This is a genomic window from Sphingomonas sp. CBMAI 2297, assembly GCF_029870595.1.
GTDB lineage: Bacteria > Pseudomonadota > Alphaproteobacteria > Sphingomonadales > Sphingomonadaceae > Sphingomonas.
Genome location: NZ_JAPDIR010000028.1, coordinates 1 through 14,600, shown reverse-complemented (window position 1 = coordinate 14,600; position 14,600 = coordinate 1). Strand labels below are relative to the sequence as shown.

The 14,600-nt window shown below is 66.9% G+C and carries 11 protein-coding genes and 1 tRNA gene; 3 read left to right on the top strand and 9 right to left on the bottom strand.

What is annotated here, in order from left to right:
• The first annotated feature begins 124 nt into the window (after positions 1-124).
• Together acnA and OMP43_RS22665 are read left to right on the top strand one after the other, a co-directional pair.
• Positions 125-2,794, top strand: a complete 2,670-nt coding sequence (gene acnA / locus OMP43_RS22670; RefSeq protein ID WP_280281840.1) for an aconitate hydratase AcnA — start codon at positions 125-127, stop codon at positions 2,792-2,794.
• Between the two features lie 320 nt (positions 2,795-3,114).
• Complete coding sequence (locus tag OMP43_RS22665; protein WP_280281839.1) at positions 3,115-6,138, top strand: TonB-dependent receptor; 3,024 nt, start codon at positions 3,115-3,117, stop codon at positions 6,136-6,138.
• A gap of 97 nt (positions 6,139-6,235) precedes the next feature.
• Here the strand turns inward: OMP43_RS22665 and OMP43_RS22660 are convergent, their stop codons facing one another.
• The 3 genes from OMP43_RS22660 to OMP43_RS22650 are packed head-to-tail and all read right to left on the bottom strand — an operon-like array spanning position 6,236 to position 9,001.
• Entirely contained in the window at positions 6,236-6,703 is a 468-nt protein-coding gene (locus OMP43_RS22660; protein ID WP_280281838.1) for an FKBP-type peptidyl-prolyl cis-trans isomerase, read from the bottom strand.
• A 9-nt stretch (positions 6,704-6,712) separates the two neighbouring features.
• Positions 6,713-7,582, bottom strand: a complete 870-nt coding sequence (mtnP, locus tag OMP43_RS22655; protein WP_280281836.1) for an S-methyl-5'-thioadenosine phosphorylase — start codon at positions 7,580-7,582, stop codon at positions 6,713-6,715.
• Between the two features lie 3 nt (positions 7,583-7,585).
• Positions 7,586-9,001, bottom strand: a complete 1,416-nt coding sequence (locus OMP43_RS22650) for an amino acid permease (protein WP_280281834.1) — start codon at positions 8,999-9,001, stop codon at positions 7,586-7,588.
• A 286-nt stretch (positions 9,002-9,287) separates the two neighbouring features.
• Here OMP43_RS22650 and OMP43_RS22645 point away from each other — a divergent pair, with 286 nt between their 5' ends.
• Positions 9,288-9,776, top strand: a complete 489-nt coding sequence (locus OMP43_RS22645) for a rhodanese-like domain-containing protein (protein WP_280281833.1) — start codon at positions 9,288-9,290, stop codon at positions 9,774-9,776.
• A 4-nt stretch (positions 9,777-9,780) separates the two neighbouring features.
• On the opposite strand, the gene OMP43_RS22640 is transcribed toward OMP43_RS22645, so the two are convergent.
• The 6 genes from OMP43_RS22640 to OMP43_RS22615 all read right to left on the bottom strand — a co-directional run bounded on the left by OMP43_RS22640 (position 9,781) and on the right by OMP43_RS22615 (position 14,577).
• Entirely contained in the window at positions 9,781-10,593 is an 813-nt protein-coding gene (locus tag OMP43_RS22640) for a DUF4440 domain-containing protein (protein ID WP_280281832.1), read from the bottom strand.
• A 151-nt stretch (positions 10,594-10,744) separates the two neighbouring features.
• Complete coding sequence (locus OMP43_RS22635) at positions 10,745-11,533, bottom strand: LytTR family DNA-binding domain-containing protein (protein ID WP_280281831.1); 789 nt, start codon at positions 11,531-11,533, stop codon at positions 10,745-10,747.
• Positions 11,533-12,636 carry a histidine kinase gene (locus OMP43_RS22630; RefSeq protein ID WP_280281830.1) on the bottom strand — a complete coding sequence of 368 codons (1,104 nt, stop codon included), beginning with the start codon at positions 12,634-12,636 and terminating at the stop codon, positions 11,533-11,535. The genes OMP43_RS22635 and OMP43_RS22630 overlap by 1 nt, the downstream gene beginning before the upstream one ends.
• A gap of 84 nt (positions 12,637-12,720) precedes the next feature.
• The gene (locus tag OMP43_RS22625; RefSeq protein ID WP_280281829.1) at positions 12,721-13,536 is read right to left on the bottom strand and encodes a glutaminyl-peptide cyclotransferase; all 816 of its coding nucleotides are present in this window, start codon (positions 13,534-13,536) and stop codon (positions 12,721-12,723) included.
• 233 nt (positions 13,537-13,769) lie between these two features.
• Positions 13,770-14,282, bottom strand: coding sequence for a GNAT family N-acetyltransferase (locus tag OMP43_RS22620; protein ID WP_280281828.1), 513 nt, complete (start codon positions 14,280-14,282; stop codon positions 13,770-13,772).
• Positions 14,283-14,500: 218 nt separating this feature from the next.
• Positions 14,501-14,577 (bottom strand) — tRNA-Met (locus OMP43_RS22615).
• Positions 14,578-14,600: the final 23 nt, after the last annotated feature.

Genomic DNA, 14,600 nt, shown 5'->3' with positions numbered 1-14,600 from the left:
GCGTGCTAGCGGCACCCGCGAATCTTCGCATTCGCAGCACTCCGGTGCGCCCGCGCGGCCCTATATTGAGCCACGTCCCCCGAGCGCCCGGGACCGGACAGACAGGGAAAGGAACCCGCGCCCCATGACCGCCATCGGCAACGATACTCTCGGCACCCGCGACACGCTCAGCGTCGGCACCGCCAGCTACGATTATTTCTCGCTGCCCAAGGCCGCGAAGAAGCTCGGCGACATCAGCCGCCTGCCCTTCTCGATGAAGGTGCTGCTCGAGAACATGCTCCGCTTCGAGGACGGCACCACCGTCACGCGCGAGGACGCCCAGGCGATCGTCGACTGGCAGAAGGACGCGCGCTCGAACCGCGAGATCCAGTATCGCCCGGCCCGCGTGCTGATGCAGGACTTCACCGGCGTGCCCTGCGTGGTCGACCTGGCGGCGATGCGCGACGCGATCACCAAGCTGGGCGGCGACGCGCAGAAGATCAATCCGCAGGTTCCCGTCCACCTCGTCATCGATCACTCGGTGATGGTCGACGAGTTCGGCACGCCCAAGGCGTTCGAGGACAATGTCGCGCTCGAATATGAGCGCAACGCCGAGCGCTACGAGTTCCTCAAATGGGGCTCCAAGGCGCTGAACAACTTCTCGGTCGTTCCCCCGGGCACCGGCATCTGCCACCAGGTGAACCTCGAATATATCTCGCAGTCGATCTGGTCGTCCAAGACCGGCGACGGCGCGAACATCGCCTATCCCGACACGCTCGTCGGCACCGACAGCCACACCACCATGGTCAACGGCCTCGGCGTGCTCGGCTGGGGCGTGGGCGGCATCGAGGCCGAGGCGGCGATGCTCGGCCAGCCGGTGTCGATGCTCATCCCCGAAGTGGTCGGCTTCAAGCTGACCGGCGCGCTGGGCGAGGGCATCACCGCGACCGACCTGGTGCTCACCGTCACCCAGATGCTGCGCGCCAAGGGCGTGGTCGGCCGCTTCGTCGAATTCTACGGCCCGGGCCTGCACGCGATGACGCTGGCGGACCGCGCGACGATCGCCAACATGGCGCCCGAATATGGCGCGACCTGCGGCTTCTTCCCGATCGACGACAAGACGCTCGACTATATGCGCCTCACCGGCCGCCCGGACGAGACGGTCGCGCTGGTCGAGGCCTATGCCAAGGCGCAGGGCATGTGGCACGACGTCGACAGCGTCGAGCCGATCTTCACCGACACGCTGGAGCTCGACATGGGCAGCGTGCGCCCGTCGCTCGCCGGGCCGAAGCGCCCGCAGGACCGGGTCAGCCTCGACAGCGTCGACGAAGTGTTCAACGGCGACCTGACCAAGGTCTATAAGAAGGATCACGCCGCGCGCGTGCCGGTCGAGGGCAAGGACCATGACATCGGCGACGGCGACGTGGTGATCGCGGCGATCACCTCGTGCACCAACACCTCGAACCCGTCGGTGCTGATCGCGGCCGGCCTCGTCGCCCGCAAGGCGCGCGAGAAGGGCCTGACCCGCAAGCCCTGGGTGAAGACCAGCCTCGCGCCGGGCTCGCAGGTGGTGACCGACTATCTGAACAAGACCGGCCTGACCGAGGATCTCGACGCGATCGGCTTCAACCTGGTCGGCTATGGCTGCACCACCTGCATCGGCAATTCGGGCCCGCTCGCCGAGCCGATCAGCCAGGCGATCAACGGCAACGACATCGTCGCCGCCTCGGTCCTGTCGGGCAACCGCAACTTCGAGGGCCGCGTCTCGCCGGACGTGCGGGCGAACTTCCTCGCCTCGCCGCCGCTGGTGGTGGCCTATGCCCTCAAGGGCACGGTGACCGAGGACATGTACGAGACGCCGATCGGCGAAGGCACCGATGGCCCGGTGTTCCTCAAGGACATCTGGCCCTCGAACGAGGAGGTCCAGGGCCTCATCACCGCCAATATCGACGACGCGATGTTCCGCTCGCGCTACGCCAATGTCTATGCCGGCGACGATCACTGGCGGAAGATCAGCGTCGAGGGCTCGGACACCTATGGCTGGCGCGCCGGCTCGACCTATATCCACAACCCGCCCTATTTCGAGGGCATGACCATGACCCCGGCGCCGGTCACCGACATCGTCGAGGCCAAGCCGCTCGCCATTCTGGGCGACTCGATCACCACCGACCACATCTCGCCGGCCGGCTCGATCAAGGCGGACAGCCCGGCGGGCACCTTCCTGCAGGAGCATCAGGTCGCGAAGAAGGACTTCAACAGCTATGGCGCGCGCCGCGGCAATGACGAGGTCATGGTGCGCGGCACCTTCGCGAACATCCGCATCAAGAACGAGATGGTCCCGGGCATCGAGGGCGGCATGACCCGCTTTGGCGGCCAGGTGATGCCGATCTACGACGCCGCGATGCGCCACAAGGCCGCCGGCACTCCGCTCGTGATCGTCGCGGGCAAGGAATATGGCACCGGCTCCTCGCGCGACTGGGCAGCGAAGGGCACCAACCTGCTCGGCGTGCGCGCGGTGATCACCGAGAGCTTCGAGCGCATCCACCGCTCGAACCTGGTCGGCATGGGCATCCTGCCGCTCCAGTTCGCCGAGGGCGTGACTCGCGAGACGCTGAAGCTCACGGGCAGCGACACCTTCACCATCCGGAACGTCGCGGGCCTGCGGCCGCGCCAGGATGTCGAGGTCGAGCTCACCCGCGAGGACGGCTCGAAGGAAACCTTCCTCACGCGTTGCCGCATCGATACCGTCAACGAGCTGGAATATTTCCTCAACGGCGGCATCCTCCAGTATGTGCTGCGCAAGCTCGCCGCCTGATCGGCGCGACCGGAAAGCATCGAGGGAGGGCGGCGACGCCCTCCCTTTTTTTCATGCCGGGACCGGCGGCCCGGATCGCGCGGCACCCCACCGGGCGGGCCGGAAATGGCGGCGGCACGATGCCCCCATTTCGGATGTGTTGCATTTCAGAAACACACAATGAAGAAACAGAGCAGCAATAATTTTGGGTGCTTTACACAGATCAGACACTCTCTAATTCTCCGGCAACTTCGCCAACAGGCCCCAGGGGTGGGGGCGGCGGGGATTCGGGGGATTCACCGGCTGCCGTTGGGGCAGGACCAGGGAGAGTGAGGAAAATAATGAACAAGTCTCAGATCGCACGCCTGCGCACGGGAGCGGCCCTGTCCGCCTTTGTGCTGGCGGGCTCGCTTTTCGCCGCGCCCGCGCTGGCGCAGGACGCACCGGCCGGCACCGGAACCACCGCCCCGCAGCAGGATGCACCGGCCGGCGACGGCGACATCGTCGTCACCGGCACCATCTTCCGCCAGTCGGATACCCACACCGCATTGCCGGTGACGGTGATCACCGCCGAGAACCTGCAGCGCGCCGGCATCACCAACGTGACCGACGCGATCCGCTCGGCCTCCGCCGACGGCGCCGGCTCGATCGGTAACGGCTTCACCAGCGGCTTCTCGGCCGGCGGCGCCGCCGTTTCGCTGCGCAACCTCGGCGTTTCGTCGACCCTGGTGCTGATCGACGGCCTCCGCTCGACGAACTTTCCGCTGAGCGACGACGGCCACAATTCCTATGTCGATCTCAACAGCATCCCGATGGTCAACGTCCAGCAGGTGCAGGTCCTCAAGGACGGCGCCTCGTCGCTGTACGGTGCGGACGCGATCGGCGGCGTGGTCAATATCATCACCCGCAAGCACATGAAGGGCCTCGAGGCCGGTGTCGAAGGCGGCGCGACCGAGAAGGGCGACGGCGCGAAGTATCGCGCGAAGCTGCTCGTCGGCTTCGGCGACTATGACACGCAGGGCTTCAACGTCTATGTCGGCGGCGACTATGAATATGGCGGCCGCATCTCGGCAGCCTCGCGTGGTTTCCCCTTCGACACGCTCGACCTCCGCTCGATCGGCGGCAACGACAACAACCGCGCCGACGATACGCTGGGCACGCCGACGACCGATGCGGTCGTCACGCGCACGACCCAGACCGATCTCAACAACCCGCTCGCGGGTTCGGTGACGAACGCCACTTCGCCGGCACTCTTCACTTCGCTGACGCCGCTCGCGAATTGCGCCTACGGGACCTATTCGGAGAACGGCACGCGCGTGGGTACCGCCTGCCGGCATGACCTCACCCGGGAATATGCCCAGATCACGCCGCTGCAGGAGCGCTACGACGCCGTCGCGCGCGCCAGCTTCCGCCTCGGCGACAATGTCGAGGGCTATCTCGCGGGCAGCTATGCGCATAGCCGCGTCAACATCATCTTGCCGCCGCGCGCGGTCCGTCAGAACCAGGCATTCGGTGGATCCCCGTCGACCTCGACGACCAATCCGGGCATCGTGCTGCCGGTCTATATCTGCTCGTCGGGCGTCAACTGCGCGACCGCCGCGGATCGCCAGCTGAACCCGAACAACCCCTATGCCGCCGCCTACGCCAACAATCCGGCCGCCGGCGCCGCGCGCCTCTACTATCTGTTCGGCGACATCCCCGCGGGCAGCAACCGCGTCAACGAAGTGTACCGGATCACCGGCGGCCTGCACGGCAATTTCGGTGACAGCTGGAACTGGAATGTCGAGGCGGGTTACTCGCGCGCCGATCTGAACCTCACCCAATATGGCTGGGCCAATCTCAACGGCCTGGTCAAGGCGATCAACACCGGCGCGTACAATTTCGTCAATCCGAGCCTCAACACCGCAGCGGTCCGCAACATGGTGGCTCCGCCGATCACCACCCGCTCGAATTCGAGCGAGCTGACGGTGGACGCGTCGATCAGCCGCACGCTCTTCACGCTCCCGGGCGGCGATGTGCGGATGGCCGTCGGCGGCCAGTATCGCAAGGAGAAGCTGACCAACAACAGCGCCAACCCGAACCTGGACATTCCCGGTCTCTCGACCGCGCAGGCCTATGGTGACCGCTCGGTGTGGGCCGGCTATTTCGAAGTCGACGTGCCCGTGCTGGATTCGCTCAACATCGACCTGTCCGGCCGCTACGATCACTATTCGACCGGCGAGGGCCGCTTCTCGCCCAAGGCGACGGCAAAGTTCCAGCCGATCAAGCAGCTCGCGATCCGCGGCACCTATTCGGAGGGCTTCCGCGCGCCGACCTTCGCGGAATCCAATCCGCGCAGCTCCTATTCGGGCTTTGTCGGCTATACGCCGACCGGGGCATTCCTCACTGCGCACGCGACCAACCCGACGTACACCGCACCGTACAGCCTGGGCCGCGGCTATGTCGGCAACCCCGACATCAAGCCGGAGACCTCGCGCAGCTTCACCCTGGGCACGATCTTCGAGCCGACGCCCTGGCTGAGCTTCACGGCCGACTATTTCAACGTGAAGAAGTCGAACCTGATCGTCACCGGCCCGCTGTCGTCGGACGCGATCAACGCCTATTACTCGGTTGCGGGCCAGAGCTTCACTTCCGCCGCGGCCGCCGCCGCCGCTGGCTGCGCCAAGGTCGCGGCGATCGGCACCGGCTATTCGTGCAACGTGGTCGACGGGGCCGATCCCTTCGCGCCCAACGCGCTGCCGCGCTTGCTCGTGGTCAACGCGCCCTATGTGAACACGGCCTATATGGTCATCGCCGGGCTCGAGTTCACGGCCGACGCACGCATCAAGTTCACCGAGAACTTCCGCTGGGAGAGCCGGGTCGATGTGCAGGAGACGCTGAAATATGATCTCCATCCCGGGAACGGCGGCGCGGTGCAGCGTTATGCCGGCACCGTGGGTCCGGAGAGTCTGTCGTCGGGCGGCGGCACGCCGCGCTGGCGCGGCAACTGGCAGAACACGTTCACCTACGACCAGGTCTCGCTCAGCACGACGACCTATTTCGTCGGCTCGATGAAGGGCGTCGCGGCTGACCAGGCGACCTCGGTCAACGGCGACATTTCGTGCTCCACCGCCGCCATCTACAAGCCGCTCACCGGCAATGCGGACTTCTGCCACATCAAGAGCTTCGTCTATACGGACGTGAATCTGACGGTGAAGGTCAACGACCAGTTCAGCTTCTTCGGCCTGGTCGGCAACGTCACGAACGCGCGCGCGCCGCTGTTCGCGAACACCGCCTATCCGAGCCAGGTGAACACGCTGACCTCGTGGCACTCGGCCGGTCTGATCGGCCGCACGTTCCGGGCAGGCGCGAACTTCAAGTTCTAAACCGCCGGCACGCAAAAATTTGGGGCGGTACCTTCGGGTACCGCCCCTTTTTTGCGCCCGGTCCAGGCGGTCGCGCCGCCCGGGAGGATTGCCTTGTTCAGCCTGCGGCCGGAATGGCGAGCAGCTCGATCTTGAACAGCAGCGTGGCGCCGCCGGGGATCGGCCCCTTGCCCTTGAAGCCATAGCCAAGGTCGGCAGGGATCGCGACTTCGAACGTGTCGCCCACGCCCATCAGCGGCACCGCCACCTGCCAGCCCTTGATCAGCATGCCGAGCGGAAAGGTCGCCGGCGCGCCACGATCATAGGAGCTGTCGAACTGGGTGCCGTCGATGAAGGTGCCGGCATAATGGAGCGTCACCGTGTCGGCGACGGTCGGATGCTTGCCCGTGCCGTCGCCCTTCACGCGGCGCCAGCGCAGCCCTTCCGGCGTGCTGTGCCAGCCGTCCGCGCCGTTGAGCTTGGCCAGCGCGAGCATCTGCTGGCTCTGCCAGGCCATGTCCTGCGAGCGATCGGGTGCCGGTGCCTCCTGGGCGCCGAGCAGGGCAAGGGCAGCGAGAAACGACATGCGATATCCTTAGTTGGAGAGGGCGCGGCCGGCGACCGCGTCGAGCTTGCGCAACAGATGCGGATCGCGCGCATTCGGCGCGGTGATCAGCGCATAGTCGAGACAGGTATCGATCGGCGAGGCCGGCCGCTCCTGGGGCAGGTTCTTCAGCAGGTGCATCACCAGCTTGCGCGCCTTGTCGGCATTGGTGCCGAGCTGGGCGATCACCGTGGCGACGTCGACCGCCTCCTCGCCCTCGCGCCAGCAATCATAGTCGGTGACCATGCCGACCAGCGCATAGGGCAGCTCGGCCTCGCGGCAGAGCTTGGCCTCGGGCATGCCGGTCATGCCGATGATGTGGCAGCCCCAGCCGCGATAGAGATGGCTCTCGGCGCGGGTGGAGAATTGCGGCCCCTCCATCGCCAGATAGGTGCCCCCGGCATGGGTGACGGCGCCCGCCGCCCGGGCAGCGTCCGCCGCCAGCGCGGACAGGCGCGGGCAGACCGGATCGGCCATCGAGACATGCGCGACCATGCCTGCGCCGAAGAAGCTCGAGGGCCGGCCCTTGGTCCGGTCGATGAACTGGTCGGCGATGGTGAAGGTGCCGGGCGCCCGCTCCTCGGCCAGGCTGCCGACCGAGGAGATGGCGAGCACGTCGGTCACGCCCAGGCGCTTCAGCACGTCGATATTGGCGCGGACGTTCAGGTCCGACGGCGCGATGCGGTGCCCGCGGCCGTGACGCGGCAGGAACACCACGCGGACATGCCCCACCCGGCCGACGAAGCAATCGTCCGAAGGCTTGCCCCAGGGGCTCTCGGTCGAGATCCATTCGCCGCCCTCGATGCCTTCGACATCGTAGAGCCCCGATCCGCCGATGATCCCGATCGTCCAGCCGCCCATCATCTACCCCTTTGCTGCGTTGCGGCGTGCATAGGCGAAGTAGACGACCAAACCCAAGAGGTTCCAGGCGCCAAACCAGATCTGCGTCTTCGAGGGCAGGTTGGCGAACAGATAGAGGCAGCCGAAGATCGCCCCCAGGCCGACCAGCCAGGCCGCAGGCGTGCGGAACGGGCGCGGCGCATCCGGCGCCCGGCGGCGCATGACGAGCAGGCAGAGGCCGACGGCGGCAAAGGCCGTGAGCGTGCCCGCATTGGCCAGCGCGGCGATCTCGTCGATGGGCAGGAAGGCGGCGAACAGGCTCACCACGCAGGCGGTGAAGACGGTGATGCGCACCGGCGAGCCGCGCCGCGAGACCTTGGCCAGGCTCTTCGGCAGCATCCCGTCGCGCGCCATCACGAAGAAGATGCGGCTCTGGCCGAAGAGGAAACCGAGGATGACGGTGGGCAGCGCGATGATAGCGCTCAGCGCAAGGAACTTGGCAACGCCCGGCTGGCCGATCTCGCGCAGGATCAGCGCCAGCGGTTCGGGACTGTCGGCGAAGCGGGTATAGGAAAGCGCGCCCACGGCGGCGACGGCGACGATCATGTAGATCGCGACGCAAGCCACCATCGAGCCGACGATGCCGATGGCAAGGTCGCGCCCCGGATTCTTGGCCTCCTCCGCCGCGGTGGAGATCGCATCGAAGCCGTAAAAGGCGAAGAAGATGATCGCGGCCGCGGCCATCACGCCGCGCTCGACTCCGCCTTCGCTGACATGCTTGGCGAAGCCGAAGGGCGCGAAGGGTTCGAAATTGGCGGCGTTGAAATAGGGAAGCGCCACAGCGACGAACACTGCGAGCGCGACCAGCTTGACCAACACCAGGAACGCATTGAGCGTCGCGCTCTCGCGCGTGCCGAGGATGAGGAGGCCCGACACCAGCCAGACGACGAACAGGGCCGGCACGTTCACGCCCCAATGCGCGACCTGCCAGCCGGCCATCTGCGGGCCATGGGTGAGTTCCGCCGGCACGCCCAATCCGGTCAGGAAGGGTGTCGCATAGCCCGACCAGCCGACCGCGACGGTCGCGACGACCAGCGTATATTCGGCGAGCAGGCTCCACCCCACCACCCAGGCGACGATCTCGCCGAGCGAGGCATAGCTATAGGTATAGGCGCTGCCCGAGGCGGGGATCATCGTCGCCATCTCGGCATAGGCCAGCGCGGCACAGGCGCAGATCGCGCCCGCGACGACGAAGGAGAGGATCACCGCCGGCCCGGCGCGGTCCGCGCCGACGCCGATCAGGGTGAGGATGCCGGTCCCCACGATCGCCCCCACGCCGAGCGCGACGAGATGCGGCCAGGAAAGCGTGCGCGCGAGCCGATGCTCGGGCGCGCGATCTTCCTCCGCGACGATCTGCTTCAACCGGAACAGGCTGGCCATGCTACTCCCCTATCTCTCTGGAGATGAGGTGTAGCGCGGCGCGGCGCGCGCGCAACTTTGTTTCGTTCTCTCTCCCCTCCAGGGGATAGGGCCGGGGAGAGCCGAACGCGTCCTGAATCACTGGCATCGCGCCTCGTCGCACGGCCCAGGCCCCTTCGCGGGGATGACGAAGGGGTATTCGCCCTAGCAGGACAGGCGCCAGAGGGGAGAGGAAGAGGCGCGTTCAGCCCTCCGTCAGCCGGTGCGCGCGATCCTTCCTTCTCCGAACCCGCCTGGGAGATCCCTCATGCTGCTCGCCGCCGCCGCGCTCGTCTTCGCCGTTCCCCAGGACCCGCCCGCCAATCCGCAGATCGACTATGCCGCCTTCGCCACGCTCACGCGCGATGTGCGCACGCTGCGGGCCGGGCGCCTCCTGCCCTTTTCCCGCTTCCAGGCAAAGGCGGGGGAGAAGGGCGCGCTGCTGCTCGATGCCCGTTCGAAGGACGCCTTTGCGCGCGGCCATATCGCGGGCGCGGTCAACCTGCCGCTCACCGATTTCACCGCGGAATCGCTGGCGGCGGCGATCGGGCCGAACCGGGATCGCCCGATCCTGATCTATTGCAACAACAATTTCTCGAACCATCGCGCGCCGGTGCCGCTCAAGGCGGCGCCGCTCGCGCTCAACATCCAGACCTTCATCAATCTCGTCGGCTATGGCTATGCGAATGTCTGGGAGCTCGCCGACGTCGTGAACTTCGACGATCCGAAGGTCGGCTGGGTCGCTTCGCCGGCCTGACGGGTCAGGGCCGGCGCGGCAGCGGCACGAGCTGATCGACGAGCAGCCGCCAGCCGGCAGCCTCCTGATGCCAGACGCGGACATAGTGACCGACGAGCACGCCGCCATCCTCGACCCGGCCATAGCTATAGGCAAGGTCCCCCGCCGCGGATCGCCCGCCGCCGAGATGCTTGCCGGCGCCTTTCGGCCCGCGCGCGGCCAGCGCGGCGCCCGCTTCGCCGATCGCCGGCGCCGCGCCCGCGCGCAGCACGCGCCCGTCGGCGGCCAGGAACCCGGCCAGCGCGGAGACATCGGCATCGAGACGCCGCTCGACCTCGGCGAGGTCGCTCTTCCCCGCCGGCGCCGCGGCATTGCCGAGCCGCACGACCCGCATGGGCATCGCGACCGCGCCGGCGCCGAGAGGCGGGTTGCCCGAATCGATCAGCCACCGCCAATCGCCGCCCGCACGCCGGCGCCAGATGGTGAAGAACTGGCCGTGCGACGCCCGGTCGCCACGGCGCATGACATAGGGCCCGGTGGTGAAGCCCAGGTCGCCCGAACGGGCGACGCCCGCGGCCTCGGGCTGCCATTCCAGCCGGGCGCCTGGCGCGTCCGTCTGCTGGGCGAGCTCGGGCGGTGCCGGGTGCGGGGCCGGCGAAATCAGCAGTGCATCGGGTGACACATGCGCGCGAAAGGCCGGGGTGATTCCCAGCGCCGCCGCGTCGGCCGCGAAGCGCCGCTCCGCCGCGACGAGCGTCTCGAAATCGTCGCCCGCCGGCCCGTTGGCCAGGGCGAGCGGCACGACTGCGGCAAGCACCCAAGTCCTCAGCTTCGGCATGATCGGGCTCCAGAGCGTTTTCCCTCGCGTCATCCCGAGGGGATGGACCCGCGCCGCGCCGCATGATCCTCCTTCGCGATGAGGTCCGCCGCGCTTGCGGCAAGGCCGGGGCCGATCGGCGCTCATCCCCTATCCGTCGCGCCGAACGGGCCTAGAGCTTGAGCACGGCCTCGACATTGGCCTGGTAATTGGGGCCCACCTGCAGCACCGCGCCATCCGACAGCACGACGCGCAAGGCCCCCTTGCCCGGGCGTTCGACCCCCACCACCGCGCCGATCCGCACGATGTGCGAGCGATGGATGCGCAGCATCAGCGCGGGATCGAGCCGCTGCTCGATATCGTTCATGCGCGCGCGCAATATATGGCTCTTGAGCGACGTGTTGAGCAGCACATAGTCGCGCGCCGCCTCGATCCAGTCGATCATCGAGACCGGCACGAGCACGGCGCCCTGGCGCCCCGGCACCCATATGCCCTGGTCATAGCGCGATTCCGCCGCCGGAGCCGGCACGGCGCGCGCATCGCTGCGCAGCGCCGCCAGCGTCGCGCCCAGCTCGGCGACGCGCCCCTCGGCCTCGCGCAGCGCGCGCCGGCGCCGGGCCCGCTCGACGCCGAGGCGCAGGCGATCGAACGCCACCGGCTTCAGCAGATAGTCCGCCGCCTCCACTTCGAAGGCATCGGTGGCGAAGCGGTCGAACGCGGTGACGAAGATCACTTCGGGCCGGCATTCCTCGGGGCGCAGCGCGCGCGCGATCTCCATGCCGCTGCGGCCGGGCATCTGGATGTCGAGGATGATCAGATCGGGCGCCAGCGCCCGGATCTTCTCCACTGCCTCGACCCCGTCGCTCGCCGTGCCGGCCACCTCGACATCCTCGATCGCGTCGAAGCCCACTTTCAGCCGGTCCAGCGCCAAGGGCTCGTCGTCGACCAACAGCACCCGCATCATTCCGCAGCCTCCGCTCTATGCGCGCGGTGCAGCGGCAGCGTCATCAATGCGACGAAGCCACGCTCCCGCGCGGTGGCGACCAGGCCGCCCTCAATCCCGTAAAAGGCCTCGAGCCGCCGGCGCACATTTGCCAGCCCAAGCCCGGTGCCGCTTCGGGGCGCGCCGCCGAACGCCTGCCCCCCATCGTCCTCCACGCACAGGCGCAGCGTGCTCTCCTCCGAAGCGGTGGCACGCACCACGATCCGGACGGGGCGGCGCGAAGGCGCCACCGCATATTTCACTGCATTCTCGATCAGCGGCTGGAGGATGAAGCTGGGCACCAGCGCGTCCAGCAGCTCGACGGGACAGACGAACTCCGCATCCAGCCGGTCGCGGAACCGCACCGCCTCGATGTCCAGATAGGATTGGAGCATCGCGAACTCCTCGTCGAGCGTGACCTCGCGCTGCGGATCGGCCTCGAGGCTGGCGCGCAGGAAGTCGGACAGCTTGCCGATCATCCCCTCGGCCTCGTCGTTGCGGCGCGTGACGATCAGCGAGGAGACGGCGTTCAAGGTGTTGAACAGGAAATGCGGATTGAGCTGGAAGCGCAGGGCGGCAAGCTGGGCCTGCTGGGCCGCGCTCTGGGCCGCGGCGAGCTGGCGCTCGCGCTCCTGGGCGATCATGCTGCTGAATACGAGCCCCAGGCCCGCGGCATAGAGGCCATAGACGAGGATGAACGGCATCAGGCCGAACACGAACTGCCGCCAGAGCGGCGCGACCTTGAGCCCGATGGCGGCGCGCGCGTCGTTGATGAAGATCGCGTCCAGCCAGCCATGCGCCAGGGCAAGCGCCACGGTGAAGGCCGCGGCGGAGAGGAGCGGCGGCCGCAAGTCCCAGCGCTCGACCCGCAGCAGTATCGCGGCGATCAGGCCGGAGAAGACGAGGCCGACGGCGAAGGTCTTGGCAAGTAGCAATATCAGACCGAACGACATGGGATCGCCCACGGCCAGTCCAGGCATCGTCCAGAGCACGATCGCCACGGACCACAGGGCCAGCGCCAACAGCGTGGCCGCGCGTACTTCGCGCTTGCGCAGCAGTCCCGTCATGTCGTTCAGCCCCATCCGCGTCTCATATCACGATGCGGAGGGGCGGGCGCCCGGTTTTGTCGACGCCAGGTCCTGATTGGTCGCAAAGCCTTGCTGCGCCTAACGGGTGCAGCGCGTCAGCTTCGTCACCTCCTCATTGTTGTTCATCGCGGCGCCCTGCTTGACCTCGTAGAGCTGCGGCCAGCGCTTGCCGGTAACGAAGACACGCTTCGTCGCGCCGTCATAGGCAATGCCATTGGGCACGTCGTCGACATCGCGGTTCCGCGGGCCGAGCGCGCTTACGTCGAGGAAACTCTTCACCTGGCCGCTGCCAGGATCGATGCGCGCGATCAGGTTGGTCTGCCAGATATTCGCCCAGATCTCGCCGTCCACCCATTCGAGCTCGTTGAGCTTCTCCACCGGGCAGCCATTGGCCGTCACCTTCAGCGTCGATACCGGCTGCATCGTCCCGGGATCGAGGAAGCGCAGCACCGGCGTACCGTCCGACAGGATGATGTTCTTGCCGTTCTGCGTCATTCCCCAGCCTTCTCCAGTGTAGGTGAAGGTGTCGCCAAGCGCGAAATCCTTGAGATTGTAGGTAAAGCCGGTCTTGTCCTGCCAGGTGACCTGATAGAGCTTGTCGCCGAACGCGATGATGCCCTCGCCGAAATAGGGGGCGGGCAGCTCGACCTGCTGGAGCACCTTGCCGCTCGCGGGATCGACCTTGCGGACATAGGAGCTGCCCACCTCGCCGGTGCCTTCGTAGAGCGCGCCGTCGTGGAAGAAGAGCCCCTCGGTGAAGGCGGTCGGATCATGCGGATGCGTGGCGGCGACCGTCACGGCATAGACCGGAATCCCGCTCGAGCGCAGGAAGAGGAACCAGGCGCCGGCCGCGATCACGGCCAGGGCGACGATTGCGAGGAGAATGCGCTTCATCGGACGGGAGAAAGCAGTGCGGGCGCATTGCTGTCAACGGCGAAGCGGAGAAGAGGGTTTGGGAGGCTGGGATTGGCGCCGCGACGGGTTGGGCGCGAGGCTGGGCGATCTGCGACGGGCATAAAAAAGCCCCGCCAAGTCGCTTGACTTGCGGGGTCGGGATTGTGCGTGCGGTCGGTTGCCGAAGCAGGGCCCGAACCTGCAAGCCTAGCCGCAGGCAGTATCCCGGGGCGTCAACCGGGCCCGATCGCCTCGTTGACGATGAACTCGTACATTTCCGGGTCCTCCGACGGCAAGGCCTCTCGCACCGAGGAGAATGGCAGGCGCTCGAACGCTCGGCGCCAGAATGCCAGTGCCTTCTGATCCTTTCGGAAAACGCAGATCAGCCAAGGCTCGTCCCAGGCCAGCACCGTCTGGCGGAGCACCTCGGACGCGATACCCCTGCCGCGATACTTTGGCAGTACGTACAGATCGGCAAACTCCATGATCGAGCGGCCGCGAAGGTTCTGACGACCGACCAGCAAGAGGCCCGCGAGTTGGTCCTCGTGACGAATCAGATATGCCCAGTCGAAGGAATCAGGATTTCCCAGCCGCGTCAGGAAATCGGACAACGACGTAAAGCGCCCGGTTTCGTCGAGGTCACACCCGGACCATATGGAAGATTCCAGTTCGTAGAACTGCCAGATGCGATCCAGCAGCGGCGCATCCGCAAGCGAGACGCGGGCGAGGTTGACCGGAGAAGCCATGAAATGCCCTTGAACTTGACCACACGACAAAAGCGGCGGTTGATTGATCCCCCGCCCTTCTGAGACAATCGTCACGGGAAAGCCCCCGAGGATTCTGCGAGAGAATATCCGCCCGATTGCTTCGGCTGGGTTCGGGAGGTTTTCTGGTGCGGTTGGGCCTGGAAACGCAAAAAGCCCGCCAAGCTGTTGGCCTGGCGGGTGTACGATTGGTGTTGGTTTGGTTGCGGGAGTAGGATTTGAACCTACGACCTTCAGGTTATGAGCCTGACGAGCTACCGGGCTGCTCCATCCCGCGCCACCTAGGGTTTGTGGGTCAGG

Bases quoted from the DNA above. Each gene is read 5' to 3' on its own strand.
- acnA (WP_280281840.1), top strand. From the start codon at position 125: ATGACCGCCATCGGCAACGATACTCTCGGCACCCGCGACACGCTCAGC.
- OMP43_RS22665 (WP_280281839.1), top strand. From the start codon at position 3,115: ATGAACAAGTCTCAGATCGCACGCCTGCGCACGGGAGCGGCCCTGTCC.
- OMP43_RS22660 (WP_280281838.1), bottom strand. From the start codon at position 6,703: ATGTCGTTTCTCGCTGCCCTTGCCCTGCTCGGCGCCCAGGAGGCACCG.
- mtnP (WP_280281836.1), bottom strand. From the start codon at position 7,582: ATGGGCGGCTGGACGATCGGGATCATCGGCGGATCGGGGCTCTACGAT.
- OMP43_RS22650 (WP_280281834.1), bottom strand. From the start codon at position 9,001: ATGGCCAGCCTGTTCCGGTTGAAGCAGATCGTCGCGGAGGAAGATCGC.
- OMP43_RS22645 (WP_280281833.1), top strand. From the start codon at position 9,288: ATGCTGCTCGCCGCCGCCGCGCTCGTCTTCGCCGTTCCCCAGGACCCG.
- OMP43_RS22640 (WP_280281832.1), bottom strand. From the start codon at position 10,593: ATGCCGAAGCTGAGGACTTGGGTGCTTGCCGCAGTCGTGCCGCTCGCC.
- OMP43_RS22635 (WP_280281831.1), bottom strand. From the start codon at position 11,533: ATGCGGGTGCTGTTGGTCGACGACGAGCCCTTGGCGCTGGACCGGCTG.
- OMP43_RS22630 (WP_280281830.1), bottom strand. From the start codon at position 12,636: ATGGGGCTGAACGACATGACGGGACTGCTGCGCAAGCGCGAAGTACGC.
- OMP43_RS22625 (WP_280281829.1), bottom strand. From the start codon at position 13,536: ATGAAGCGCATTCTCCTCGCAATCGTCGCCCTGGCCGTGATCGCGGCC.
- OMP43_RS22620 (WP_280281828.1), bottom strand. From the start codon at position 14,282: ATGGCTTCTCCGGTCAACCTCGCCCGCGTCTCGCTTGCGGATGCGCCG.